Origin of the sequence: Schauerella aestuarii, from assembly GCF_009866805.1 — a bacterium.
GTDB classification, from domain to species: domain Bacteria; phylum Pseudomonadota; class Gammaproteobacteria; order Burkholderiales; family Burkholderiaceae_B; genus Schauerella; species Schauerella aestuarii.
The window spans coordinates 449,241-473,876 of record NZ_SIZW01000041.1 but is presented as its reverse complement, the minus strand read 5'-3'; the positions used below and the strand labels follow the sequence as shown (position 1 = coordinate 473,876).

Annotated in this window: 23 protein-coding genes; 14 read left to right on the top strand and 9 right to left on the bottom strand. The window is 62.9% G+C overall.

What is annotated here, in order from left to right:
- Positions 1-107: 107 nt before the first annotated feature.
- The 4 genes from ppc (at position 108) to EYW45_RS13055 (ending at position 6,620) form a co-directional block, all read left to right on the top strand.
- Positions 108-2,960: a phosphoenolpyruvate carboxylase gene (ppc, locus tag EYW45_RS13070; RefSeq protein WP_161135838.1), complete on the top strand. Its 2,853-nt coding sequence runs from the start codon at positions 108-110 to the stop codon at positions 2,958-2,960.
- A gap of 477 nt (positions 2,961-3,437) precedes the next feature.
- A complete protein-coding gene (locus EYW45_RS13065; protein WP_161135837.1) occupies positions 3,438-4,412 on the top strand; it encodes an FAD-dependent oxidoreductase in 975 nt (324 codons plus the stop codon).
- 87 nt (positions 4,413-4,499) lie between these two features.
- A complete protein-coding gene (locus tag EYW45_RS13060; RefSeq protein WP_161135836.1) occupies positions 4,500-5,858 on the top strand; it encodes a short-chain fatty acid transporter in 1,359 nt (452 codons plus the stop codon).
- A 36-nt stretch (positions 5,859-5,894) separates the two neighbouring features.
- A complete protein-coding gene (locus EYW45_RS13055) occupies positions 5,895-6,620 on the top strand; it encodes an SDR family NAD(P)-dependent oxidoreductase (protein ID WP_161135835.1) in 726 nt (241 codons plus the stop codon).
- A 113-nt stretch (positions 6,621-6,733) separates the two neighbouring features.
- Here the strand turns inward: EYW45_RS13055 and EYW45_RS13050 are convergent, their stop codons facing one another.
- Complete coding sequence (locus EYW45_RS13050; protein WP_161135834.1) at positions 6,734-7,567, bottom strand: IclR family transcriptional regulator; 834 nt, start codon at positions 7,565-7,567, stop codon at positions 6,734-6,736.
- Positions 7,568-7,654: 87 nt separating this feature from the next.
- On the opposite strand from EYW45_RS13050, the gene EYW45_RS13045 reads away from it, so the two are divergent.
- From EYW45_RS13045 to EYW45_RS13020, 6 genes are all read left to right on the top strand, one after another.
- On the top strand, positions 7,655-8,341 hold the full coding sequence (locus tag EYW45_RS13045; protein ID WP_161135833.1) for a 3-oxoacid CoA-transferase subunit A: 687 nt from the start codon (positions 7,655-7,657) through the stop codon (positions 8,339-8,341).
- Complete coding sequence (locus EYW45_RS13040; protein ID WP_161135832.1) at positions 8,338-8,982, top strand: 3-oxoacid CoA-transferase subunit B; 645 nt, start codon at positions 8,338-8,340, stop codon at positions 8,980-8,982. Before EYW45_RS13045 ends, EYW45_RS13040 begins: the two co-directional genes overlap by 4 nt.
- Before the next feature lie 188 nt (positions 8,983-9,170).
- On the top strand, positions 9,171-9,446 hold the full coding sequence (gene catC, locus EYW45_RS13035; protein WP_161135831.1) for a muconolactone Delta-isomerase: 276 nt from the start codon (positions 9,171-9,173) through the stop codon (positions 9,444-9,446).
- Positions 9,447-9,465: 19 nt separating this feature from the next.
- A complete protein-coding gene (locus EYW45_RS13030; RefSeq protein WP_161135830.1) occupies positions 9,466-9,762 on the top strand; it encodes a YciI family protein in 297 nt (98 codons plus the stop codon).
- Between the two features lie 41 nt (positions 9,763-9,803).
- Positions 9,804-10,586 (top strand): 3-oxoadipate enol-lactonase, encoded by a 783-nt coding sequence (pcaD, locus tag EYW45_RS13025; RefSeq protein ID WP_161135829.1) that lies wholly within the window; start codon positions 9,804-9,806, stop codon positions 10,584-10,586.
- A 3-nt stretch (positions 10,587-10,589) separates the two neighbouring features.
- A complete protein-coding gene (locus EYW45_RS13020) occupies positions 10,590-11,630 on the top strand; it encodes a cyclase family protein (RefSeq protein WP_161135828.1) in 1,041 nt (346 codons plus the stop codon).
- Between the two features lie 11 nt (positions 11,631-11,641).
- Here EYW45_RS13020 and EYW45_RS13015 read toward each other — a convergent pair whose 3' ends face one another.
- Both EYW45_RS13015 and EYW45_RS13010 read right to left on the bottom strand, forming a co-directional pair.
- The gene (locus tag EYW45_RS13015) at positions 11,642-11,950 is read right to left on the bottom strand and encodes a BrnA antitoxin family protein (RefSeq protein WP_161135827.1); all 309 of its coding nucleotides are present in this window, start codon (positions 11,948-11,950) and stop codon (positions 11,642-11,644) included.
- The gene (locus tag EYW45_RS13010) at positions 11,931-12,236 is read right to left on the bottom strand and encodes a BrnT family toxin (RefSeq protein ID WP_161135826.1); all 306 of its coding nucleotides are present in this window, start codon (positions 12,234-12,236) and stop codon (positions 11,931-11,933) included. Before EYW45_RS13010 ends, EYW45_RS13015 begins: the two co-directional genes overlap by 20 nt.
- A 302-nt stretch (positions 12,237-12,538) precedes the next feature.
- Between EYW45_RS13010 and EYW45_RS13005 the strand changes: the two genes are divergently transcribed.
- From EYW45_RS13005 to EYW45_RS12995, 3 genes are all read left to right on the top strand, one after another.
- The gene (locus EYW45_RS13005) at positions 12,539-12,871 is read left to right on the top strand and encodes an FxLYD domain-containing protein (RefSeq protein WP_161135825.1); all 333 of its coding nucleotides are present in this window, start codon (positions 12,539-12,541) and stop codon (positions 12,869-12,871) included.
- A complete protein-coding gene (mobA, locus tag EYW45_RS13000; RefSeq protein ID WP_161135824.1) occupies positions 12,868-13,503 on the top strand; it encodes a molybdenum cofactor guanylyltransferase MobA in 636 nt (211 codons plus the stop codon). Before EYW45_RS13005 ends, mobA begins: the two co-directional genes overlap by 4 nt.
- Before the next feature lie 87 nt (positions 13,504-13,590).
- On the top strand, positions 13,591-15,288 hold the full coding sequence (locus EYW45_RS12995; protein WP_161135823.1) for a thiamine pyrophosphate-binding protein: 1,698 nt from the start codon (positions 13,591-13,593) through the stop codon (positions 15,286-15,288).
- Positions 15,289-15,601: 313 nt separating this feature from the next.
- Here the strand turns inward: EYW45_RS12995 and EYW45_RS12985 are convergent, their stop codons facing one another.
- Positions 15,602-18,031: a penicillin acylase family protein gene (locus EYW45_RS12985; protein ID WP_407924925.1), complete on the bottom strand. Its 2,430-nt coding sequence runs from the start codon at positions 18,029-18,031 to the stop codon at positions 15,602-15,604.
- A 555-nt stretch (positions 18,032-18,586) separates the two neighbouring features.
- Here EYW45_RS12985 and EYW45_RS12980 point away from each other — a divergent pair.
- A complete protein-coding gene (locus EYW45_RS12980; protein ID WP_328703627.1) occupies positions 18,587-20,422 on the top strand; it encodes a metallophosphoesterase family protein in 1,836 nt (611 codons plus the stop codon).
- Between the two features lie 48 nt (positions 20,423-20,470).
- Here the strand turns inward: EYW45_RS12980 and EYW45_RS12975 are convergent, their stop codons facing one another.
- The 5 genes from EYW45_RS12975 to EYW45_RS12955 all read right to left on the bottom strand — a co-directional run bounded on the left by EYW45_RS12975 (position 20,471) and on the right by EYW45_RS12955 (position 24,413).
- Positions 20,471-21,088: a DUF1090 domain-containing protein gene (locus EYW45_RS12975; protein WP_161135820.1), complete on the bottom strand. Its 618-nt coding sequence runs from the start codon at positions 21,086-21,088 to the stop codon at positions 20,471-20,473.
- Between the two features lie 90 nt (positions 21,089-21,178).
- Positions 21,179-22,039, bottom strand: coding sequence for a branched-chain amino acid aminotransferase (locus EYW45_RS12970; protein ID WP_161135819.1), 861 nt, complete (start codon positions 22,037-22,039; stop codon positions 21,179-21,181).
- 144 nt (positions 22,040-22,183) lie between these two features.
- Complete coding sequence (locus EYW45_RS12965) at positions 22,184-23,434, bottom strand: multidrug effflux MFS transporter (RefSeq protein WP_161135818.1); 1,251 nt, start codon at positions 23,432-23,434, stop codon at positions 22,184-22,186.
- On the bottom strand, positions 23,431-23,883 hold the full coding sequence (locus EYW45_RS12960) for a MarR family winged helix-turn-helix transcriptional regulator (RefSeq protein WP_161135817.1): 453 nt from the start codon (positions 23,881-23,883) through the stop codon (positions 23,431-23,433). Before EYW45_RS12960 ends, EYW45_RS12965 begins: the two co-directional genes overlap by 4 nt.
- Before the next feature lie 92 nt (positions 23,884-23,975).
- Positions 23,976-24,413 (bottom strand): GNAT family N-acetyltransferase, encoded by a 438-nt coding sequence (locus EYW45_RS12955; RefSeq protein WP_161135816.1) that lies wholly within the window; start codon positions 24,411-24,413, stop codon positions 23,976-23,978.
- Positions 24,414-24,636 lie beyond the last annotated feature (223 nt).

Genomic DNA, 24,636 nt, shown 5'->3' with positions numbered 1-24,636 from the left:
GAAGACGTCGACGTCTTCGCGAATCCGCCTGCGGGTCCGTGTGTCACGACGCGCCCCCGTGCGTACAATGGATTTTCCCTGCAACACCCGACCTTGGAATTCCTTTCATGTCTGCTGTGCGCCCGAAGTCAGTCTCCCTCGAACCCATGCGTAATGACATTCGACTGCTCGGGCGATTGCTCGGCGAGGTCATACAGGCGTGCGAGGGCAAACGGATCTACGACACGATCGAGGCGTTGCGGCGCCATGCCGTCAGCCTGCGCCGCGCCGATGCGCCGCACGATGGCGAGGCGATCGCCAAGCAGGTACGGACGTTGAAGGGACATGACGCCAACTCGGTCGCACGCGCATTCAGCTACTTTCTGCATCTGGCCAACATCGCCGAAGACCGCGACCAGAACCGCCGACAACGCGAACGGGCACTGGCTGACGATACGCCCTCGCGCGGCAGCCTGCGCGATGCCTTGAGCATGTTGAAGGCGCAGGGCGTGGGCACCGCCCGCGTGCGCAAATGGGTGGACGACGCGCTCGTCATGCCCGTACTCACCGCTCACCCCACCGAAGTGCAACGCAAGAGTACGCTCGACGTGCATCGCGAAATCGCGGCCGCGCTCATGCAGCACGACCGCGAGTTGACGTCCGACGAAGCCGCCGAACTGCAGCGCAATCTGCTGGGGCGCATCGCCACGCTGTGGCAGACGCGGATGCTGCGCTACGAGCGCCTCACCGTCGCAGACGAAATCGAGAATGCGCTGTCGTACTACCGCAGCACGTTCCTCACGGTGGTACCGCGCTTGTATGCCGATATGTCGCGCCTGCTCGAGCGCGATACGCCGGCGCCCTTCGCGCAGCCGCCCGCGCCGCTCGCCCCCTTCCTGCGCATGGGCAGCTGGATCGGCGGCGATCGTGACGGCAATCCCAACGTCGACGCCGAAACGCTCGATCGCGCCACCCTGCGTCAGGCCACGGTGCTGTTCGACTATTACCTGACGGACGTGCATGCGCTGGGAGCCGAGTTGTCGATCAGCACGCTGCTCATCGATGCCGACGATGCGCTGCAAACGCTGGCCGATGCCGGCGGCGATGTTTCTCCGCATCGTCAGGATGAGCCGTATCGCCGCGCCCTCGTGGGCATGTATGCCCGATTGGACGCGACGGCACGTGTGCTTACGGGCAGCAGTCCGGCACGCCGGCCCACCGCCCAGGCCGAGCCCTACACGGGTCCCGACGCCTTCGCGCACGACCTTGCCATCATCGACGATTCGCTCGCCGCGCACCATGCCGCGCCCATCGCGCGCCTGCGCCTGAGCGGGCTGCGGCAAGCCGTGGCCGTGTTCGGTTTTCACCTGGCCACGCTGGACCTGCGCCAAAGTTCGGACGTGCACGAACGCACCCTGACCGAGCTCTTCACGCGCGCCGGCATGCAGCACGACGGCAAGCCCCTCGAATACAACCTGCTTTCCGAAGACGAGCGCGTGGCCCTGCTGCGCGCCGAACTTGCCCAGGGCCGCCCACTCTCTTCCCCCTGGGTCGAATACAGCGAGGAAACGCGCCGCGAACTCGGTGTCTTTCGCGCCGCTGCTTCGGCCCGCGCGCGCTTCGGCAAGCACGCCATTCGCCAGGCCATCGTGTCGCACACCGAAACCTTGAGCGACCTGCTCGAAGTGCTGGTGCTGCAACGCGAAGGCGGACTCACATCACCCGCCGATTCCGAGGGCCGCGGCGGCAATGACGGGCTGATGGTCGTGCCGCTGTTCGAGACCATCCCCGATCTGGAAAATGGTCCCGGCATCATGGACGCATGGCTGCGGCTGCCCGAAGTGCGGGGCCGCATCGCGCGCTCGCAGGAGGGGGCGCAGGAAGTCATGCTCGGCTACTCGGACAGCAACAAGGACGGCGGCTTTCTCACATCCAACTGGTCGTTGTACGAAGCCGAACGTGCGCTGCTCGACGTATTCAACCGTCACAAGGTCAAACTGCGCCTCTTCCATGGCCGCGGCGGTTCGGTGGGACGTGGCGGCGGTTCGAGCTTCGATGCCATCCTGGCGCAGCCGCCCGGCACGGTCGACGGCCAGATCCGGCTCACCGAGCAAGGCGAAGTCATTCAAAGCAAGTACAAGGATGCCGAGGTGGGACGCTGGCATCTGGAATTGCTGGTGGCAGCCACCCTGGAGACGAGTCTGGTGCCGCAACGCGCGGCACGCGATGCGGAAGAAGTGCACTTCGCCCGTTACGGCGCGGCGTTGGCGCATATGTCGGCCCGCGCCCAGCGCGCGTATCGCGGCCTGGTCTACGACACCTCGGGCTTCACGCAGTATTACTTTTCCTCCACGCCGGTCAATGAAATCGCCGGGTTGAATATCGGTTCCCGCCCCGCCTCCCGCAAGAAGGGGCAGCGCATCGAAGATCTGCGCGCCATCCCCTGGGGCTTTTCGTGGGCGCAATGCCGCCTGATGCTCACCGGCTGGTACGGCGTGGGATCGGCGATCGAAGAGTATCTCGAGCAGGGTGCCGAGGGTGCGCCGGGTACGCAGCGCGCACGCCTGGCGCTCTTGCGCAGCATGGCGCGCGACTGGCCGGTATTTCGCACGATGCTGTCCAATATGGAAATGGTGCTCGCCAAGTCCGATCTCACGATCGCCGCCGGCTATGCGCAACTGGTGCCGCAGAAGGCGATTCGCGATCGCATCTTCGGCATCATCTCGCAAGAGCATGCCCGCACACTCAAGGTGCTCAAGCTGTTGACGCAACGCGAATTGCTGGCGGACAACCCATCGCTGCAAGCTTCGCTGCGCGAACGCTTTGCCTACATCGATCCGCTCAACTATTTGCAGATCGAACTCATCCGCCGTCACCGCAGCCGCCAGGCCAAAGGCAATGGGGCGATGGACGAACGCGAACAACGGGTAATTCACCTCACGATCAACGGCATCGCAGCGGGATTGCGCAACTCGGGTTGAGCCCGACCTTGCGCATTGCCATGGCCAACGGTTGCAGGCAGAAGGTTCCCGGCTTGGCGCCGTCTGCTGGTGGCCGAAGACCGCGGGCCACGAAGCCGAATGCCGAGGAATGAGGGCGAGGAATGAAGGCGAAATTCGCACCCTTTTCGGGCGCCTCGGCATAGCCGTTTGCGTTCATCCCGGCGTCCGCTGAATGAACGCAACATTGCGGCCTCGATGGTCCGTCATTCTTCTGCACGGTCAAGGGTGGCAGGCGGCAGCGCCAACGGCTGAGCGGCGCGCCGCCCACGACCATTCAAACCCTGATTGCTGCATTGCCGCATCGAAAGATGCGAAAACCCGGCGCTGATGTGTCCATCTGACGGACGTTTTATCGTGTCCGTTCTGGCTCGCGCCATCGCCGCTCGCTACCATCGCCCAAAATAATCATTCGCGATACGTACGTATGTTCGTATCGCGAACATTCACGAGACAGTTATGACCGCTTCCCTTTCGCGCGTCGCCATCGTGGGTGCCGGCGCAATGGGGTGCAGCATCGCCGCACTGTTTGCCCGGCACGGCCTTGACGTCACCCTGATCGACCCCGTGGCCGGCGCCCTCGACCGCGCCCGAAGCACCTTGGCGATGCGACTCTCGGATCTGCCCGACGCGGCGCGCAGCGAGGCGTCTGCCCGCATCGCGCTGGCGGCCGAATTGCAGGCCGCCGCATCGGCTGCGCTGGTAATCGAGGCAGTGCCTGAAAACCTGGCGCTCAAGCAAAAGATCTTTGCCGACCTCGATGCCGTGTGCGACCCCGCCACGATCTTCGCCACCAACACGTCGGGCCTGTCGATTACGAGCATCGCGCAGTCGACGCAGCGTCCCGACCGTTTCGTGGGCACGCACTTCTTCATGCCGGCAGATGTGATTCCGCTGGTCGAAGTCGTCCGCAACGCCGCCACCAGTGCCGGCACCGTGGAACGCGTGATGACGCTCCTGCGCCAGGGCGGCAAGCGCCCGGTACTCGTGAAGCAGGACATCCCCGGGTTCATCGCCAATCGCATCCAGCACGCATTGGCGCGCGAAGCGATGTCGCTGCTCGAGAAAGGCATTGCCAGCGCGGAGGATATCGACGAGGTGGTGAAATGGAGCCTGGGCATTCGCCTGGCGCTATCCGGCCCGCTCGAGCAACGCGACCTCAATGGCCTGGACGTGCATCACGCCATTGCCAGCTACCTCTACGCCGATCTCGATAACCGCACCACGCCGTCGGCACTGCTTACGCAAAAAGTGGCGGATGGCCAACTCGGCGCCAAAACAGGCGAGGGTTTTTATAGGTGGAGCGACGCCGACCGTGAAGCGCTGCTGCGCCAGAAGAGCGACGACCTGCGTGCCCTGGCCGCGTGGCTCGACAGCCGCGCGGAGGGCCAACCCAAGCCACCCGCCGCGCCCGCCTCACACACCGATTCCTGATTTCCGTTGTCCGGCACGTCCTTGCGGGCGCGCCGGGCGACCACCGTTCGACACACTCACAATAATTTCGAGGCAGCATTAACCATCATGAGTAAGCTCACTGCGTTTTTCACCGAGCTGATGCGCAAGTATCTTCCCGACCCGTTCGTTTTCGCCATTGCATTGACCCTGTTGACCGTGCTGCTTGCAGTGGGCATCGAGGGCAAGGGCGTCATGGAGATGACGAAGGCCTGGGGCGATGGCTTCTGGAGCCTGCTGGCGTTCACCACCCAGATGGCCGTCATTCTGGCGATGGGTTACGTGCTCGCCACGGCACCGCTGACCGACCGCATGCTCAACCGCATCGTCGCGCGCGTGCACACGCCCTACATGGCCATCGTGGTCGCCACGCTGGTGGGCAGCGTGGGCAGCTACTTGAACTGGGGCTTCGGGCTGGTGATCGGCGGCGTCGTCGCCAAGAAGCTGGCGCTCAAGATCAAGGGCGTGCACTACCCCCTCATCATCGCGGCCGCTTATAGCGGTTTCACGATGTACGGCCTCGGGTTGTCGGCAAGCATCCCGGTGCTGGTCTCTACCGCGAACCATCCGCTGGCCAAGCAGATGGGCACCATTCCGCTCTCGGAAACGATTTTCTCTGCACCGATGTTGATCACGTCGCTCGTGGTGCTGGTGACGCTGCCCTTGCTCAATGCCTGGCTGCATCCCAAAGCCGGTGAGAAGGTAGTCGAAGTGAATCCCGATATCGACAAGGCCGAGAAGACGACCGCAATGGCCGGCGACATGGAAACCGAAAACACGCTGGCCTCCCGCCTGAACAACAGCCGCATCCTGAGCGGTCTGATCGGTCTGCTGGGCATCGGCTACGCCATCGTGCACTTTCAGACGGGCGGCTCGCTCGATCTGAACATGATCAACTTCATCATCCTGTTTCTGGGCATCATATTGCTGGGCACCCCGGCCGCCTACGTGGCGCGCCTGACCGAAGGCATCAAGACCATCTCGGGCATCATCCTGCAGTATCCGTTCTATGCCGGCATCATGGCCATCATGGCCGCATCCGGCCTGGTCAACACGATTTCGCATGCCTTCGTCAATGTGGCCACGCCCGAAAGCCTGCCGTTCTGGGGCCTCTTGAGCTCCTACGTCATCAACTTCTTCGCGCCGTCGGCCGGCGGTCACTGGGTGATCCAAGGCCCGTTCATGATCGATGCCGCCAAATCGCTGGGCAGTGCACTCAATCAAACCACGATGGCCGTCATGCTGGGCAATGCCTGGAACGACCTGGTGCAGCCGTTCTGGATTCTGCCGGCGTTGGCGCTCTCCAAGCTCAAGCTGCGCGACGTGATGGGCTACACCGTGATCATGATGCTGTGGGTTGGCGTGATCTACATCGTCGCCGTATTGTTGTGGGGTTACCTGGGCGTGCATCCCGCACCGGCGGCATGAACGAACGGCGCACGTTCTACCTGAAGGAAACATAGCGTGAAAGAACAGATCTATATCGTGACCGGGGCCAGCGGCGGCATCGGCGCCGCCATCTCGCGCGGCCTGGTCGCGCAAGGACTGCGCGTGGTCAATATCGATATCCGTCCGCCTGCCACACCTATTCCCGGCGTGATCGATATGACCGCCGATCTCACCGATGCCGGGCAAACCCAGCGCGTTGCCGGCGAAATCGCCGAGCGCTACGACATCGTCGGCGTGGTCAACAATGCCGGGGCCACACGCCCCGCCACGATCGACGATGCCTCGCTGGCCGATCTCGATTTCGTGGTCGGGCTGCATCTGCGCGCCAGCATGATTCTGGTGCAGGCGGCACTGCCGGCCATGCGCCGGGCAGGCTTCGGGCGCATTGTGAATATGGCGTCGCGCGCCGCCCTGGGCAAACCGGAGCGCACGGTCTACTCGGCCACCAAGGCCGGCATGATCGGCATGACACGCACCCTGGCCATGGAGCTGGGCGGCGACGGCATTACCGTCAACGCCGTCGCGCCGGGCCCGATCGCCACCGAGCTGTTCACGCGCAGCAATCCTGAAGGCGCGCCGCGCACCCAGGCCATCATCAACAGCATCGTCGTCAGACGTTTGGGCACGCCGGAAGATGTGGCGCGCGCCGCCCTCTTCTTTCTCTCGCCGGACAACGGCTTCGTCACCGGTCAGACGCTCTACGTTTGCGGCGGCACCACCTTGGGTGTGGCGCCCATTTGATCATGACGTCCAGGCCTGCCACCGCTGACGATGCAATGCGCGCGACTTCGTGGACGACGCCACGACAATCATGCGCGTCGATGTCGTTGCCGTCGACCCTGCCCTCGGCGTCGCTAACGGCGCGCGAGCGCGGCGTTGATGTGCTCGGCGGCGTGGGTCAACGGCGGGAGAAACACGCGCAGCATTTCAGCGCGGGTATAGCGGCTGGCGTGTGTGCTGATGTTCATCGCGGCGATCGCCCGGCCGCTGCGATCGATGATGGGCACTGCCACGGATTGCAGACCGGGCTCGAGTTCTTTCGTGACGCAGGCATAACCCCGTGTGCCCGCGAGGGCGATGTGCTTCTTGAGTGCGGCGCGATCGGTGATCGTGGCGGGCGTGTAGGCGCGGATGTCACTGCGCGAGAGCAGGTCGTCGAGTTCCGGCTCGGGCAAACTTGCCAGCAACACGCGCCCCATCGACGTCGCCCAGGCCGGCAACCGGCTCCCCACGGCAAGGTTGATGGACATCACCTTGTGCGTGGCCAGCCGCAGGATATAGACCACATCGGTGCCTTCGAGTACCGATACCGAACACGACTCGCGCGTGGTTTCGGCCACCTGCTCCATGTAGGGCAAGGCCAGGTTCCACAACGGTGTGGCCGACAGGTACGCATAACCGAGCTCGAGAATGCGCGGCGTGAGCGTAAACAGGCGGCCGTCATGCGTGACGTAACCCAGATGCACCAGCGTGAGCAGAATGCGGCGCGCGCCGGCGCGGGTCAATCCCGTGCGATCGGCCACCGCACTCAGCGTCATGCTGCTGTGCTCCGGGCCAAAGGCGCGAATCACGGCCAGGCCGCGCGCAAACGATTGCACATAGCCGTCGCCGGGGGCCTGGCGCTCGGTCGCAGTTGCGGCAGCGCCCGGCCGTGTTTTCTTTTTCGTCGTTTGCAGTTTTTCGGACATCTTGTCCCCCTTGTTCACTTCGTTCGTCTAAAGACGTTTTGTTCTTATAGCGAACATTATGGCATAGCCCAGGAACACTGAAGATCCATGATTTCCAAGATCCTAGATAGCGCGGCCGAGGCCGTGGCAGACATCCCCGACGGCGCCACAGTGATGATCGGCGGCTTCGGTCCGGCCGGTCAGCCGATCGAACTCATCGACGCGCTGCTCGCGCAAGGCGCGCGCGATCTCGTCATCGTCAACAACAACGCCGGCAATGGCACCACCGGCCTGGCCGCGCTGCTGGGTGCGGGCCGCGTGCGCAAGATCGTGTGCTCGTTTCCGCGTCAGGTCGATTCGCAGATTTTCGATGGTCTGTACCGCAGCGGCAAACTCGAACTCGAACTGGTGCCGCAAGGCAATCTGGCCGAGCGCATCCGCGCGGCCGGCGCCGGCATCGGTGCATTCTTTACCCCCACCGGCTACGGCACGCCATTGGCCGAAGGCCGCGAGACGCGCGAGATCGACGGCCGCGGCTATGTGCTCGAGTATCCCTTGCATGCCGACTACGCCTTGATCAAAGCCGACCGTGGCGATCGCTGGGGTAATCTGGTCTATCGCAAAACAGCGCGCAACTTCGGTCCCATCATGGCCAGCGCCGCCCGGGTGGCCGTGGCGCAGGTGCGTGAAGTTGTCGAACTGGGCACGCTCGATCCCGAAGCCGTCGCCACCCAAGGCATTTTCGTCCAACGCGTCGTCGCCATCGCTCCGGCGTCGGCCAAGGAGGCAGCATGAGCACTCGTTTGAATCGCGACCAGATGGCCGCCCGCGTGGCCCAGGACATCAAGGAAGGCGACGTCGTCAACCTCGGCATCGGCTTGCCCACGCTTGTGGCCAATCATTTGCCCGCCGGCCGTGAAATCATCCTGCACACTGAAAACGGCATGTTGGGCATGGGCCCGGCGCCCGAGAAGGGCCAGGAAGATTACGACATGATCAACGCCGGCAAGCAGCCCGTCACCGAGCTGCCTGGCGCGGCCTACTTTCATCACGCCGACTCATTCGGCATGATGCGGGGCGGCCACCTCGACATCTGCGTGCTGGGCGCCTTTCAGGTGTCCAAGACGGGTGACCTCGCCAACTGGCACACCGGCGCGCCGGACGCCATCCCCGCCGTGGGCGGGGCCATGGATCTGGCGATCGGGGCCAAGCAAGTCTTCGTGATGATGGACCTGTTGACCCGCGAAGGCGCCAGCAAGCTCGTCGAACAATGCACGTATCCCCTGACCGGCGTGGCTTGCGTGTCGCGCGTGTATACCGACGTGGCCGTGTTCGACATCGATGCGAAAGGCGTAACCGTAACCGAAATGTTCGGCGACATGACCCGCGCCGAGCTCGAGCGCATGACCGGTCTGCCGCTGCAGTTTGCGGCCTGATCGCAACCCAATGACGCCCTCTAGGCTACGCCCTGCCGTCGATCTGGTGAGCAGGCACGCACGTGGCGGCGATCGCCGCTGCGTGCACGCCCATCCTACGGGACGCACTTCATCCTCTTTACCACTGAACGCGTCGGCGCGTGACCCAGCACGCGCCACGACGCCGGTTCAATCTCAAGGAACACACAATGATTTTCATGGTTGAAATGCAGGTCAATCTGCCGGTGGACATGCCCGCCGCCCAAGCCGACAAACTCAAGGCCGACGAAAAGGCCTTGGCGCAGAAGCTGCAGCAGGATGGCCAATGGGTAAGCCTGTGGCGCGTCGTGGGCCGCTATGCAAATGTCAGCATCTTCGACGTGGAAAGCAACGACGCGCTGCATCAGTTGCTGTCGTCGTTGCCGCTGTTTCCCTACATGGACGTCAAGGTGACGGCGCTTGCGCGTCATCCCTCTGCCATCTAGTTTTCCAAGGACACCCACCATGCCCTATCTGATCGAAACGTTCGACAAGCCCGGCCACCAGGATGTGCGCAAAGGCGCCCGCGCGGCCCATCTCGAGTTCCTGGAACGCAACAAGGCCAAGCTGCTCGCGTGCGGCGCCAAGCTCGCCGATGACGGCACCGATCTCGGCGGCGGCATCTATATCGTCGATGTCGATTCACGCGCCGAAGCCGAAGCGCTGATCGCCGAAGATCCCTTCACGGCCGTCGATCTGTTCGAGCGCGTAAACATCACGCGGTGGCGCAAAGCCTATCTCGACGGCAAGAACTTTCTTTAACGTTCTGCACCTTTCTCAAACTACCGACGACCACGCCCCCTATGCCCTACGCCGACCTTAGCCAGACTCGTCTTTATTACGTCATCGACGGACCCGAGAGCGCCCCCGTCGTCGTTCTCTCCAACTCGCTCGGCACGTCGGCCGATATGTGGGCGCGACAAATCCCCGCGCTCACGCAGCATTTTCGCGTGCTGCGCTACGACACCCGCGGCCATGGTGCCTCCAGCGTGCCGGAAGGCGAATACACCTTCGACCAACTGAGCGGCGACGTCGTCGAATTGCTCAACACGCTCGACATCCCCCGTGCGCACTTCTGCGGCCTCTCCATGGGCGGCACCACGGGGCTGGCGCTCGCACTCGCGCATCCCGATCGCGTAGGCAAGCTGGTGTTGTGCAACACCGGGGCGCGATTGGGCACCGAAGCGAGTTGGCAGACGCGCATCGATACCGTGCGGCAAACGGGACTGAACAACATGGCCGCCGGCATTGTCGATCGCTGGCTCACCCCGGCGTTTCGCACGCGCGAACCTGGCCTCACGCAAGTGCTCATCGACATCCTTCGCCGCACCAACGACACCGGCTATATCGGCAACTGTGCGGCGCTGCGCGACGCCGACCTGCGCGCCCAAATGAGCGAGATCGTGGCCCCCACGCTCGTGATCGCAGGAACTCACGACGTTGCCGCCACACCGGCTGAAGGTCAAGCCATTCATCAAGCGATCGCCGGTTCGGCGTATGTCGAATTCGACGTCTCCCACTTGTCGAACTGGGAAGCGGCGGACGACTTCAATCGCACGGTCGTCGAGTTTCTTCTCAAGGAGTAAATCGTGGCACGCTACAAGCAACGACCCGATGGGTCGAACTGGGGCGACTTTGGTCCCGACGACCAACTGGGACGCGTCAATCTGCTGACCGAAGCCCAAGTGCTCAAGGGCGCGCGCGAGATCCTCACCGGCAAGACATTCTGCCTGTCGTTGCCGCTCGATCTGCCGGGCGGCAACGTGATGAACCCGCGCCGCCATCCGCCGCAGCTCAGCCCCACGCGCCTGGAAGGCACGCCGTATCTCAACTTCCCGCTCCAGCGCGTCAATCCCGATGCATTGGATGTGCTAAGCGACGATCAGGTGCTGCTTTCGATGCAGTACTCCACGCAATGGGACGCCCTGGCCCATGTGGGCGCACTATTCGACGCCGACGGTGACGGCGTGGCCGAACGCGTGTACTACAACGGCTATCGCGCCGGCGAGCACATCACCGGCCCTGCCGATGGTGACGATTGCAGTTGCCACGGCGAGGCCAAGGGCCCATCGGCCGCGCACAAACTGGGGATCGAAAATCTCGCGCATCACGGCATGCAAGGCCGCGGGGTGCTGCTGGATCTCAAACGCCACTTCGGTACCGGCCGCACGCTGATCGGCCTGTCGCATATCCAGCAGGTGCTGGATGCCGACGGCATCGAGGTCGAACCGGGCGACATGCTCGTGCTGCGCACCGGCTTCGCCGAAGCCGTGGTCGAAATGAACGGCAAGCCCGATGCGGCGGTGCTGCACAGTTACGGCGCGGCGCTGGACGGCACCGATGCCGGCCTGCTCGACTGGATCACGGCGAGCGGCATCGCCGCCATCTGCGCCGACAACTATGCGGTCGAAGCGTTTCCTGCCCGTGAGGGCACGGGTCCGCGCGCGATGTTGCCGCTGCATCATCACTGCTTGTTCAAGCTTGGGTTGCCCTTGGCCGAACTCTGGTATCTGGGCGACCTGGCCGACTGGCTCCATGCCCATGGCCGCCATCGCTTCATGTTGACCGCCCCACCGCTACGCCTGCCGCACGCGATCGGCTCACCGGTCACGCCGATCGCGACGGTGTGAAAAAAGGGACCTCATTTCAATGAAGCCAGCATTTCCCGCCGCAAAATTGCGTTAATGCGCGATTGATAGCCTTTTCCCTGCGAGCGTAACCACGCCAACACATCCGAATCGATGCGCACGGTTGTCGATGTTTTGGTCGGCTTGTAGAACTTGCCGCGCTCTGCATCTTTCCAGAACGCGGCGGTGAGCGTGGACAGCTCGCTATAGTCCACGTCGCTCCCGGCTCGACCAGAGAGGGCCGACAGCTCCGCTTTCTGCTTCTCGCTCAAGGGCGGGAGGTCAGCGAGATCGATCTCATGCTTAACGGTTTTCCTGCTCATATCGTCGCCTTTCCTTTCGATCGGCTGCCCGGGCTGAGATCAACCGGATGACCTCAATCGCAACGCCGTCTTCATTCACTTCGTACACCGTGTGCGCTGCAAGCAGCAGAAGATGGTTTTCTACGAGGCCCAGCGTCTGCCAGCGCTGCTCTCGACCAACCACACGGTCCGGGCCGGTCAGCGCGAACGGATCTGCAAAAACCCGCATTGCCAACTCAAAGCTCACGCCGTGTTTTCGCAAGTTGAGGACCGCTTTGGCAGCATCCCACTCAAATCGCGTCAGCATACATAAACGTTACTACGATATTGTAAGTCAAACTTATTCTCCGGTTTCGAGATTCGCTCGCCCTGCGTGATCGGCGACGTGGCGTTCTACCGAGTAATCATTCGAGAAGCAGCGCTGGACGTTATCCGCTCGTCATTCTCGTCCGCGTCACCCTGCTCAAAAGCCGAATCGGGACAAAAACGTGACAGCTGGATACAACGTGACTGGGCGCAGACATTGCAGACTTCACCCCGCCCCTCTATCGTGCTGCCTGACGCCACCGCCCTGACTCCTGGGCGCTTCGGCACGTTGGAGACTTCGTCATGAAAAAACTGCTTGCCTTTGCCGTCGTTGCCCTCGCCTGCCAGATCTCGCTGGCGCAAACGCTCGCACGCGGCGTGAACGTTTCCGGCCTTGCCGCCAATCGCGATATGACCTCCGGGGTCACCACCATCACCGGCAACGTCACGAACGTGTCGGATCGGCTGATCGATGCGCTTTCCGTCACCTTCAAACTCTATGACGAGCAGAACAAGGAAGTGGGCAGCACCACCGACAGCACCTCGCAATTGGCGCCCGGCGCGGTGTGGAATGTGAAAGCCGAGACGTCGACACCGTTCTCCCGTTTCTCGGCCATGGACGTAGTCGCCAAATGATTCCTCGTCCGCCGGTCACCGGCCTGCTGCTCGCGGGCGGTCAAGGCGCACGAATGGATAGCGCGGACAAGGGTTTGCTGATGCTGGGCGATCGAACGATTGCCGCCCACGTTGCGGCACGCCTGCAACGCCAGGTCGATAACTTGATCGTCAGCGCCAATCGTCACCACGACGTCTATAGTGCTTTCGGACCGGTGTATGCCGACGATGCCCGCTGGGGCACGTATGCGGGCCCGCTGGCGGGCCTGGCCGCCGGGTTGGCCGCCTGCAAGACGCCCTGGCTTGCCGCCACCCCCTGCGACGCCCCATATATTCCGCTCGATCTGGTCGATCGGTTGCTCGCGGCGGCGCTCGCCACCGACAGACCAGGCGCCTTTGCCGTTGCCGATGGACGCCGCCAGGCCACTTGCATGGTGCTCAAGCGCGACCTGCTCCCCGCCCTGACTGCCTTTCTCGATGCCGGCGATCGCAAAGTCGGCCTTTGGCAAAACGCCATCGGCATGATTGCCGTGCCCTTCGACGAACCCGAAGCGGCGCAGGCATTCGCCAACATCAACACGCCCGACGATCTGGCTGCCGCGCGCGGCGCTGGCGCAGTCGCGGCAACGCCTCCCGCCTCACTCCTGCCCTGACGCGCGCGGCTTACCGGCTTGGCAGCCGACGTGGACTCAGCGATGATGGCAGACGACGACCATAAGAACGAGAATCCGGAGACCGACATGCCCCCTGCAGTCCCCTACCGCGGCGCAGACGCGCTGATCCGCACGCTGTCCGACGCTGGCGTAGATACTCTTTTCACGCTGTCGGGCAATCACATCATGCCGATCTTCGATGCGTGCGTGCAGTCGGGCATTCGCCTGATCCACACCCGTCACGAGGCCGCCACGGTGCACATGGCCGACGCCTACGCCCGCATTACCGGCAAAGTCGGTATCGCGCTCGTGACGGGCGGCCCAGGCCACGCCAATGCGATCGCGGCGCTCTACACCGCATCGCAGGCCGAGTCGCCCGTGGTGCTGCTATCGGGCCACGCACCGCTCACGCAACTGGGCATGGGCGCGTTTCAGGAAATGCGCCAGGCCGATCTGGCCGCCCCGCTCACCAAAGCCTCATGGACGGCGCAATCGGCCGAGGCGCTGTCGCAGGACATCGCGCGCGCCATCGTCGTGGCCCGATCCGGACGCCCCGGACCGGTGCATGTGAGCTTACCCACCGATGTGCTGGAAGCACACGTGTCGGCCCTGACGCCGCATGCTGCGGCCGCGTTCGAACCTCATCCATTGGCGCTCGACCCCGCATCTGCCCAAGCCATCGTCGCGCGTTTGCGCGCAGCCGCCCGGCCGCTGATCTTGACCGGCCCAGCCTCGATGACGCGCACGGCCCGCGGCCAGGCGGCAGCGCTCGAGCATGCGCTCGGCGTGCCGGTCGTCGGCATGGAAAGTCCGCGCGGCATCGGCGATCCCAGCCTCGGTGCCTTCAGCGAGATGCTGGCGCAAAGCGATTGCATCCTGCTGCTCGGCAAACGTTTGGACTTCACCCTCAAATTCGGGCAAACGCCTGCCTTCAATGGCGCGGCCGTCGTGATGCAGATCGACGCCGACCGCCACGAACTCGAACGTACGCAAAACGCGTTCGGCGATCGCCTCACGCATGCCGCCTCGGCCGATGCAGCATCGGCCATCGCGGCATTGCTCACCGCCACTGAAGATCGCGCGCGCCTTGCCAAGGCGCCTGCCACATCGTCTTCAGAGCCAGCTGACCATGTCCATGGCACCAAACCTTCGTCCTGGCGCCACGACGTTCGCGCTGCGATCGCATTTCGCCCTGCAGCCTGGGACGACGCGACCTCACCGCATGAAGAGCGGCTGCATCCCGTTGCCGCTTGCCGTCCACTGCAGGCCTTGCTCGATAGTCACCCCGATAGCGTCCTGGTGGTCGACGGCGGCGAAATCGGACAGTGGGCGCAAGCGTGTCTATCGGCGCCACACCGGGTGATCAATGGCATCGCCGGATCCATCGGCGCGGCACTGCCATTTGCCGCGGCGGCACGCGTAGCCGTCCCGGAGGCACCAGTGGTGGCGGTGCTGGGCGACGGCACGTTCGGCTTCCATTCGGCCGAGTTCGACACCGCCGTACGCTACGACCTGCCCTTCGTGGCAGTGGTCGGCAACGATGCGCGCTGGAATGCCGAGTACCAGATCCAGGTGCGCGATTACGGACAAGACCGCACCATCGGCTGCGAATTGCTGCCTACCCGCTACGATCAGGTTGCCACCGCGTTCGGTGGCTTCGGCGCATTCGTGACTGCGCCGCACGACATGGCGCAAGCCGTGCTCGATGCCCAGGCCAGTGGCAAGCCAGCCTGCATCAACGTGATGATCGAAGGCCTCGCGGCACCCAATATCAAGCGCGCGTAGCGGTCGATCGCCGTGGCAATCGTCGTTATTGGCGCAGCGGTTATAAGCATCTGACGAATCGGTCTTTTGCGAGGCCGACCGCACCATTACGCCGCAGCAAACATTCGTGTACGCCACGAAGTTGCAGGAGCTTGGCGTACTGAGCAATAAAGCCGGATCGTGGAAGGACTACTTTTTCGATGCCGCCCATGCCGAGTCGGGTAGCCGATAGATATGAAAAAAATGGGGCGCCGATTGGCGCCCCAGCTTATTGTCTTGCAATCATCAAGTGCGGCAATGTCTTCCGTTTACCGCACTCGCCTTGCACATCCCCTTATCGCGCCACGGGTGCCCGCGCGCCTGAAGGCTGCAATGTCAGCGTATCGTGCTTTTCACGCTCGACCGCTTGCGCGCTGAACGGCATCGGCGAATATTCGCCGGTCGCCCAACCCTTCAACAAGTTCTGATAGAACGGGCTCGTCGGATCGGCCGACTGCCCCGGCGTGTTCTGCACCATCGAGCGATCCCAGTTCGAGACGTCGATCACTTGCCGGAAGGACGCGCCGCTGATCTGGCGGAAGTCGGAAGCGCGGTAGGTCCCGCGATGCACGGTGTCGTTGTCGCCGCTGACCGGATACCGCTCGGTGGCGTACTTCGCGCGTTGATCTTCAGGCATGAACGGCGCCAAGGCATGATCGAACTTGATGTGGTGCAGACTGCCCCACGCCCAGTTCTTGGCATCGTTGCCACGGCTGGCCACGAGCTTTTGCATGCCGGCATCCAGCGCCTGCAACAGCAGCGCATTGCGGCCTGCGACCGGATCGGCGCCGAACGCGGGGCCCGGCCGTTTCAGCATGTCCAGCACTTGCCGCGTCTGCAGCTTGCCGAACTGCTTGCGCGCGTTCGCGGGCACGGCCACTTCGGTCACGCGCTGCACCACCTCGGGCATCCAGTACGAATAGATCGTGGCCGCAGTGGAGTCCGTGGCCATCGTCGCGTTCCAGTTGCGCAGCTGGCGAATGCCTTCGCCCGCCAACGGCTGCACCGAGTTCAGCTGCTTGGCGTAGCCCACCATCTCACGTGCCGGCAGCGACACATCGTCGTACTGCAGCGCCTTCATGTCTTCCAACGTAAAGCCACTCTTGCCGCTCAGCACTTCGTCGATCCGCTGCTGACGGAACGGCTCGGCCCAGGTGCGCCCCGACACATCGCGGTGCACATATCCCGGCGGCAGGTTGTATGCGTTCGCCGTCGCGATATAGCCTTGCTGCGGATTGAAGATCCGCGGCAAGGCGTCACCCTGGATCAACCCGTTCCACTCGTAGCGGCCATCGCCCGGCACCGGCAGCATGCCCGACCAATCGGTCTGCGGCCGCACCGGCGCCAAGGCGCCGCCGAACCAGCCGATATTGCCATCGACGTCGGCGTACACCATATTTTCGCCGGGCGTGTAATGGCGGTTCATGCCGGCCACGAATTCATTCCAGTCCTGCGCCTGATTCAAACGCAAACTCGCCAGATACGCGGCCGTGCCTGGAAACTCAAGATATGCCGCGCGGATGGCATAGGCCTTGTGATTGATCGGATCCTCGTGGATCACCGGACCGTGGCGCGTGAATTTGATCGGGGCGTTGCGGTTGGCTTCACCGCGCACTGCGATCGTCTCATTGACCGTGTTCATGCGCTCCCAGCCGTTACCGTAGCGATACTCATCAGGTGCACCGGGACGCGTGTCGTACACGTAGAGATCTTCTTCGTCGCCGAATGCAAAGATGGTCAGGCCGAACGCCACGCGATCGTTGTGGCCGATGGATACGCCAGGCAAGGCCGGTTCCCCCGCACCGATCACGTTCCAGCCTGGCGCATTCAAGTGCACCATATAACGCAACGACGGCATGCTGATCGAGCGATGCGGGTCGTTTGCCAGCAACGGTTTTCCGGTCGCCGTGCGGCTGCCCGAGACCGTCCAGTTGTTGCTTTCGTAGCGCGGCGCATAAGGATTCTGGCCCATGTCAGCCACGGCCATGCGCGCATCGGAAAGGTTCTTGGCGAGCGTTTCGCGTTCAGCCAACGTCAACGGGCTGCGTGGGAAGTCCTCCGCCTTGAACTTCTGCCCATCGCGCGCGAGCATGTAGTTGGCGAGAAGTCCCGTATTGAACTGGGTGAGATCCAGGCCCGCCGGCACCTGCGGCGTAATCGGCGGCTCGAACACATTGAGCGCGGTTGCGCGAGCGGTACCCACAGCGGCGATCTGTTCGGCCAGTTGCACCTCGTCTTTCACGTTGCGCGTAATGCCGTAGATGCGGATCAGCGACGTCTGCGGGCTCCAGTAGCCGGGCTGCGTGCCCGTCATCCGAAACTCGGGCGGCAGCTTCGCCGGATCGGCGCGGGCCTCATCCACGTAAGCGTTGATCCCCGCAGCGAAGGCTTCCAGGATCTGCTTGGCCTCGGGGTGATAGCTGGCGTATTCCTTTTCGAGATCGCCGCGATACAGGAACATGCGGGCGGCACGGTCCTGAGCGATGAAGCGTGGGCCGAATTGCTCGGCCATCTTGCCCTCGCCCTGGCGACGCCATTGATCCAGTTGCCAAAGCCGATCGCGCGCCGCGCTGAACCCTTGCGCAAAGAACAAATCGTGCGTGTTTTGCGCGTAGATATGCGATACACCTGCCTTGTCGCGCACGATCTTCACCGGTTGCGTCAGCCCAGCAACATTCAGTCGATCAGCCTCGTTCTGCGCCATGCCGGCGCAACCCGCAAGCATCGCCACCAGACTCGCTGCACCGATCGCGCGCAGCCCAACTCCTGCCTTGTCCATCGTCCTCTCCTCTACCTGCCGTTTTGATTTTCTGCAGGGAGTATGGACGCGCTGTAACGAGAACGGCAATACGCAGGGCGAACGTCGAAATGTGAAGACGCGAGAACGTTGTCGCACAAAATCAACGAGTTACAACATCTGAAAATGGGTGTGCTGGCGCATTTTGTCGATATCGGTCACGAAATAACAGAATCTTTTCTAAGCACCAAAAACATCCCCGCCGAGGGATTGATCATGAAACGCGTGCCGACCAATCCCACCCTCTGCGACATGACTTGTCATAGATGATCCTCCTCATTTGAAGGCCCTGTTTTTGCTACGCTTGGCGCCATGTCAACGCGCGTTCCCACCCCTGCTGGATCCCCTGTCGATCTGCCTCCCGTGCTTGCCGGCCCCCTGCTTCGGCGGCTTGAGCCCGGCCGTGTGTTGTTATGGCTGGTAGGAAGCCGCCCGCTATCCATCACCCTCCAACTGAGTCACACCGCGGCAGCAGACCGCCAAGTGAAAAGTATTGAACTGGACGACCGGATGCTGCGCATATTGCCGGTCGGCACGCATGCGTTCTTGCATTTCATCGACGTCACGCTGGACGACCCCTTGCCGGTCGACACCGAGATCGATTACGACCTGCGTTTGCACGCGACCGCGGGGAACGACACCACCGGCATTGCGGACTGGGCACCGCACCTGGTCCACGGTTGGGCCTCCTGCCCCACCTTCGTCTTGCGTGCCCGCGCAGACAACATTCTCTTTGGCTCCTGCCGCAAGCCGCACCATTGCGCCGACGACGGCATGGCGCGCGCCGATGCGCTGGTGCAAGCCTGCATCGGCCAGCCGACGAGCCGGCCGTCGATGCTCATGCTGTGCGGCGATCAGGTGTACGCCGACGACGTCGCGGGCCCGATGCTGGCCGCCGTCCACGCCCTGATCGCGCGGCTCGGGCTGTACGGCGAAACCCTCGAGGGTGCGACGGTAGCCGACAGCACGGAACTGTATGCGCATCCCGCGACCTACTATCGACGCGAGTCGCTGTTGCCGGCGTTTCGTGCCAACGAGGCCCTGCGCGAGCGCTTCTTCGGCGGCGTGAAAAAGCCTATTTTCACCACATCGAGCGCACATAATCACTTGGTCACGCTTGCTGAAGTGCTCGCGATGTATCTGCTGGTGTGGTCGCCTACGCCGTGGGCGCTGATCGGCGAGGTCCCGATGCCGGCGATCGACGCCGAGCATCGCGACGCCTATCGCGCAGAAGCACGTGATCTGACCGGGTTTCGTGCCACCCTGCCGCAGGCGGCGCGCGCGATGGCGCACTTGCCCACGTTGATGATCTTCGACGATCACGACGTTACCGACGACTGGAATCTGTCGGCCCGATGGGAAGAGGAAGCTTACGGCCATCCCTTCTCGCGCCGTATCGTGGGCAATGCCTTGCTGGCCTATGCGCTATGCCAGGGCTGGGGCAACAACGCCGACGCGTTCGTCGGCCTGCGGGCCAAAGCGCGTGCACTCACGTCGGACGTCGACTCGGAAAATCGGATGAACGGCGCACATCAGGACGCGCTTATCGGCGATCTGCTGGCGTTCTCGAAGTGGGGGTACGTCCTGCCCACGCAGCCCAAGGTGATCGTGCTCGACACGCGCACGCAACGCTGGCGCAGTACGCGTCTTCCCAGCCAGCCGTCGGGCCTGATGGATTGGGAGTCGCTGTGCGAACTTCAGCAGGCCTTGCTTGACGAGCCTTCTGCCGTCATCGTGTCGGCTGCGCCGATGTTTGGTGTAAAGCTCATCGAAACCGTGCAACGCGTCTTCACATGGGCAGGTCAGTCACTGATGGTCGACGCCGAAAACTGGATGGCCCATCGTGGCGCGGCGAATGTGATGATGAACATCTTTCGCCACTCGCGCACCCCGGGCAATTACGTGGTGCTGTCGGGCGACGTGCATTATTCGTTCATGTACGACATCCGGATCCGTCATCGCGATCGCGGTCCCGATGTCTGGCAGATCACCAGCAGCGGCATCAAGAATGAATTCCCATCCCAACTCCTGAACTGGCTGGATCGCGCGAATCGTTGGCTTTATGCGCGGCATTCGCCGTTGAACTGGCTCACCAAACGCCGGCATCTGGAAATTCGCAACCGCTTGCCGGACCGCCGCCAGGCTGGCGAGCGGTTATGGAATGGCTCAGGCATCGGCCAGGTGCTGCTGGATGCACAAGGACGGCCGCGCGATGTCATGCAGCATGATGCGCGAGGCAGCGGCACCACCCGGTTCATGCCGCAAGATGCAGAAACGTCCGCACGGGTGGCGGACGTTTCAGATACGGCACGGGGGTAAAGCGGCGCGGATCGCCAAACGCCGGCGATGTAATGTCGCGCCAGCGACTTACTTGCCGATTTCCGCTTGTGCGTGCGCAAGATCTTTTTTGGCCTCATCGAGCTTGGACGTCGCCTTGCGGATCTTGCTTTTGTCGTTCTTTGCCTGGGCTTCCGCCAAGTCTTGTTCGCGCTCTTTAACCTTGTCCTGCGCCTTGGCGACATCGTCGGCGCGCTCCTTGGCCAGGGACGCGTCGGTGCAGTTGGCCTGGGTACGCGACAGGGCCGTTTCCAAACCGGAAATCTGCGCGCGGTTTTTGTGCGCGCGCGCGTTTTCCAGGTCGGCTTTGATATTTTGAATTTTTGCCGCGCAGCCCTTCGATTCTTGCGCTGCTTGGGCCGTACCCAGTGCGCTCAGTGCCAGAGTGCCTGCCGCCAGAAGCAATATCGCTTTTTTCATATTGATCTCGATAAAAGAGTCGGGCGCCGCGACATGCGGCGACGCCTGCCGGGCGCGATTATCGTGCCCGACGCGAACTTGCCCACTTTTTACAATCGTATTGTGGCGCGGCGAAAATGAAAAGGCCGAGGACGCGAAATGGATTCCGCATGCTCGGCACTTTGCTTCCAACGTCTTCCGGCATCTGCGTGCTTCCGAAAACATGTGCACCGAATAAACGGGTGACATGCACGCACTGATGCTGCCTTGCGCGCCAGCCGGTGCAGCAATTACGCAGCAACTACGCAGAAGTTAGGCAGCAATCGCGCAGCAGGTTATTCACGCAGCAACGTTGGCCTTCGCTCGACCGCCTTCCGCGTACGCCATATACAAACGATGCGCCCGGCGCGCCATCGGACCGTATTCAAAATGGCGTTCTTCCACACGGCTCACGTGTACCACCTTGCCGTAGTTGCCCGACGAAAACACTTCGTCGGCTTGATCGATATCGGCCGGGGTGATCGTACGCTCCTCAACCGTCACACCATCTTCGCGCAGCAACGCCAGCACGCGTTTGCGCGTAATGCCGTTCAGGAAGGTGCCGTTGTCGGCGGGCGTCGCCACCACGCCATCCTTCACGATCCACAGATTGCTGGTGGCGAACTCGGCCACGTTGCCATCGCCATCGAGCATGATGGCGTTGTCGAATCCTTTACTCGTTGCCTCGCGAATCGCGCGCTGACCGTTGGGGTACAGGCACGATGCCTTGGCGTCGGTAGGCGCCATATTCGACCACGAGCGTGCGAAGCTCGAGATGCATGCCGAGAAGCCCTGCTCACCCGGCATCGGCACCTTGAACACGTGCAACACGAACTGGGTTTTGTCGGCGTCGGGCAGCAAGAAACCGTCGGCGCAATAAAACATCGGCTTCAGATAAAGCTCACTGCCTTCCGGAAACTGCGCAACCGCTTCCAGACACAACGCATATACACGTTCCCAGGTGATCTGCGGCTTCATCAGCATTTTTTCGGCGGAGCGAATCACACGCTGGCAATGCAAGTCGAGATCGGGTGTGAGCCCGCGAAATGCGCGCGCTCCGTCGAACACCATGCTGGCCATCCAAAAGGCGTGGTCGGCGGGGCCGAGTAGTTTCGGGTTTTCGGTGGTCCACTGACCATCGTGCCAATAGAGGGCATTCATGCGGGTCGTCCTTCGAACAAAAAAACGGGAATGCCGGCGTGCCGCCGACAGCCCAGCAGAATACATGACGCCATGCGCCGCCGGGGGCTCAACCATGACCGGTGACTCACCGCCGCCGGACGTCAGTGCCGGGGTGGCGCCGGGTCAGTGCCGATTGCGCACCGGCTGACGCAACGCCACCCAGAACGCCGCTTGCGCGACGATGCCTGCCCCCACCAACACGAGCGCGGCCGACAACGCCGGCGAACTGCCGAACCCCACGACGGCGGTACACAGGGCGCCGACCGCCATCTGCACGAAACCATACAAGCCCGAGGCCGACCCGATCACCAACGGATCTACGCTCACGGCTTGCGTCAGTGCCGCGGGCGATGCCACCCCTGCCCCCACCGTAAACAGGAACATCGGTGCAATCACCCACACCGGTGTCATCTGACCCGACAGCACCACGACCAGGAAAATGACCGCGCCCAATACACTGAACAAATTGGCCCCCACCATCAGACGATTGAGCGGCACGCGCGCGATCAGCCAACCTGTGAGCATGCTGCCCACCCACACGCCAGAAACCAGAATCGCCAGATAGAGGCCCACTTCGCCGGGCGGGCGATGCATCTGCCCCGAAAAGATGAACGGCGCCGATGCGATGAAGGCATACATCGATGTCGTCGCGGCGCCGCCGCCCACGGCAAAGCCCAAAAAAGCAGGTGACCGCAGCAAGTGCTTGTAGTGCCGTACGAAGGTAGCGGCGCTGACGTTCATATTGGCCGTGCCCGTTTCGGGCAACATCCTCCAGGCCAGCACGAGGTTGACCACGCCCAGCAAGGTGAGCACGACGAAAATCGAGCGCCAGCCCAGATTACCCGCGAGAAGCGCGCCCAGGATCGGTGCCGCACCCGGCCCCAGAGTCACCATCAAATTCATCAACGCCAGGCGCTTTGCTGCCTGCGCGGGCAGGGCCGTGTCGCGCACGATCGCCCGGCCCAGCACCAGTCCCGCACAGCCGCCCAGGGCTTGAAAGAGCCTGGCCGCGATCAGTGAGTACGCGTCAGGTGCAACCATCGCCACCACACCGGCCACGGTGTAGATCGACAGGCCCACCATCAGAATCGGCCGCCGGCCGAACCGGTCCGCCAGGGGCCCGTACACCAGTTGACCCAACGCCAAGCCCAGGATGTACAGGCTCACCGTCATCTGCATGGCCGAGCTGCTGGCCTGCAAATCCGCGCTCGCCAAGGCTAGCGCAGGCACGAAGATATGCATTGCCAGCGTGCCGCTGAATGTGAACAGCGCCAACAACCACAACGGCACACGTGGAGGCAGCGATGCTGCCTGTGCCGCCGTGCCCGCCGACGGCACCGCGCCGGATACAGTAGACGTCGGAATCGCGCTCATGCCGTTTCCTCCTCGACCACGTTGCCCAGCACGGCACAGACGTGATCCAGCACGTCCATGGCGATCGCCACGTGCGTCGGCGGCAGATCCCGCAGCGCCTCCTCACGCACCTGTAGCGCCATCATTTCAACCTTGGCCACTGTGGCAAGGCCGGAAGGCGTGCACACAATCTCGCGCGCCCGGCGATCCTCCGCACCCTCCTGCCGCGTGACCAGTCCCGCCTCGGCAAGTGCGTCGATCAGCCGCACCACGGACGAGCCGTCGAGCGCGAGCGCTGCAGCAAGATCCTTCTGCCGCATGGGTTGAGCGGCGCGCGCAATCCGCACCAAAGGCAGCCAGGTGGCCTCGGTAAGGCCGAAGGGCTGGAGCTTGCGATCGACGGCGCGGCGCCAGACACGCCCGGTATTGGCCACCAATCGCCCGAAATGTGCAGTAGAAGCGTCAGGCATGATAGGTCGATAGGATGAATATAGATGACATACCAACTAATTCTACGCTTCTTCGCCAGACTTTTCTTGCACTGCAATATTTCGGGAATCGATCAAGCGCGTTTTACGAAACGCTGTTGACCGTCGCTCTGCAAGCCTGCCTCTTGCCAACCCAAACGCCGATAAAAGCCGTTCGCGCGCACACGCAAATCGACATCGGTCTCGAGCCAAATCTCTTGCAGGCCGAGGGAAAACAGCCATGTTTCCACTTCATTCATCAGTTGGCGACCGATGCCTTTGCCTTCGTGGCCGCGATCGACGAACAAGGCGAAGACGCAACCGTCCGCACCGTCCGCCAAAGCGAATGCCACCAAGCGGTCACCCTCTTGCAGGACCCACCCGCGTACCGACCCCGCCAACATGGCCTCGATCGAGTCGGCCGTGATGCCCACCGCTGCCATCTCAGCGATCGACATATGGTTTTCGCGTACGCCGGTTCGCACCCGGAACATTTCAGGAATATCGGCAGGAATCGCGCGTCTCAGAATCATGGCGGTCAACGGATTGAATATGAAAGCGCGGTAGTGTCGCAGAACATGGCGCCCGCACAGCAGGTTGATCGCGCGGACCAATTGAAAAAGCCATTTACCCGACGCGGCGAGCTCCCTATACTTCCGCCTGTTCCAATTTCTGCGGAGGCCCACGTGGCGCCTTGTTCGAGCGAAAGTCGTCGGCCGGTGCGAGATGCATTGGCCACACCCTCGGCAAGATAAC

Excerpts from the sequence above, each read along its gene's own strand:
- EYW45_RS13005 (WP_161135825.1), top strand. The coding sequence starts at position 12,539 with ATGAAAAAACTGCTTGCCTTTGCCGTCGTTGCCCTCGCCTGCCAGATC.
- ppc (WP_161135838.1), top strand. The coding sequence starts at position 108 with ATGTCTGCTGTGCGCCCGAAGTCAGTCTCCCTCGAACCCATGCGTAAT.
- EYW45_RS12955 (WP_161135816.1), bottom strand. The coding sequence starts at position 24,413 with ATGATTCTGAGACGCGCGATTCCTGCCGATATTCCTGAAATGTTCCGG.
- EYW45_RS13015 (WP_161135827.1), bottom strand. The coding sequence starts at position 11,950 with ATGAGCAGGAAAACCGTTAAGCATGAGATCGATCTCGCTGACCTCCCG.
- EYW45_RS13060 (WP_161135836.1), top strand. The coding sequence starts at position 4,500 with ATGAGTAAGCTCACTGCGTTTTTCACCGAGCTGATGCGCAAGTATCTT.
- EYW45_RS12960 (WP_161135817.1), bottom strand. The coding sequence starts at position 23,883 with ATGCCTGACGCTTCTACTGCACATTTCGGGCGATTGGTGGCCAATACC.
- EYW45_RS13045 (WP_161135833.1), top strand. The coding sequence starts at position 7,655 with ATGATTTCCAAGATCCTAGATAGCGCGGCCGAGGCCGTGGCAGACATC.
- EYW45_RS13010 (WP_161135826.1), bottom strand. The coding sequence starts at position 12,236 with ATGCTGACGCGATTTGAGTGGGATGCTGCCAAAGCGGTCCTCAACTTG.
- EYW45_RS12975 (WP_161135820.1), bottom strand. The coding sequence starts at position 21,088 with ATGTCACCCGTTTATTCGGTGCACATGTTTTCGGAAGCACGCAGATGC.
- EYW45_RS13040 (WP_161135832.1), top strand. The coding sequence starts at position 8,338 with ATGAGCACTCGTTTGAATCGCGACCAGATGGCCGCCCGCGTGGCCCAG.
- EYW45_RS13065 (WP_161135837.1), top strand. The coding sequence starts at position 3,438 with ATGACCGCTTCCCTTTCGCGCGTCGCCATCGTGGGTGCCGGCGCAATG.
- EYW45_RS13030 (WP_161135830.1), top strand. The coding sequence starts at position 9,466 with ATGCCCTATCTGATCGAAACGTTCGACAAGCCCGGCCACCAGGATGTG.
- EYW45_RS12965 (WP_161135818.1), bottom strand. The coding sequence starts at position 23,434 with ATGAGCGCGATTCCGACGTCTACTGTATCCGGCGCGGTGCCGTCGGCG.
- EYW45_RS12995 (WP_161135823.1), top strand. The coding sequence starts at position 13,591 with ATGCCCCCTGCAGTCCCCTACCGCGGCGCAGACGCGCTGATCCGCACG.
- mobA (WP_161135824.1), top strand. The coding sequence starts at position 12,868 with ATGATTCCTCGTCCGCCGGTCACCGGCCTGCTGCTCGCGGGCGGTCAA.
- EYW45_RS13050 (WP_161135834.1), bottom strand. The coding sequence starts at position 7,567 with ATGTCCGAAAAACTGCAAACGACGAAAAAGAAAACACGGCCGGGCGCT.
- EYW45_RS12985 (WP_407924925.1), bottom strand. The coding sequence starts at position 18,031 with ATGCTTGCGGGTTGCGCCGGCATGGCGCAGAACGAGGCTGATCGACTG.
- catC (WP_161135831.1), top strand. The coding sequence starts at position 9,171 with ATGATTTTCATGGTTGAAATGCAGGTCAATCTGCCGGTGGACATGCCC.
- pcaD (WP_161135829.1), top strand. The coding sequence starts at position 9,804 with ATGCCCTACGCCGACCTTAGCCAGACTCGTCTTTATTACGTCATCGAC.
- EYW45_RS12970 (WP_161135819.1), bottom strand. The coding sequence starts at position 22,039 with ATGAATGCCCTCTATTGGCACGATGGTCAGTGGACCACCGAAAACCCG.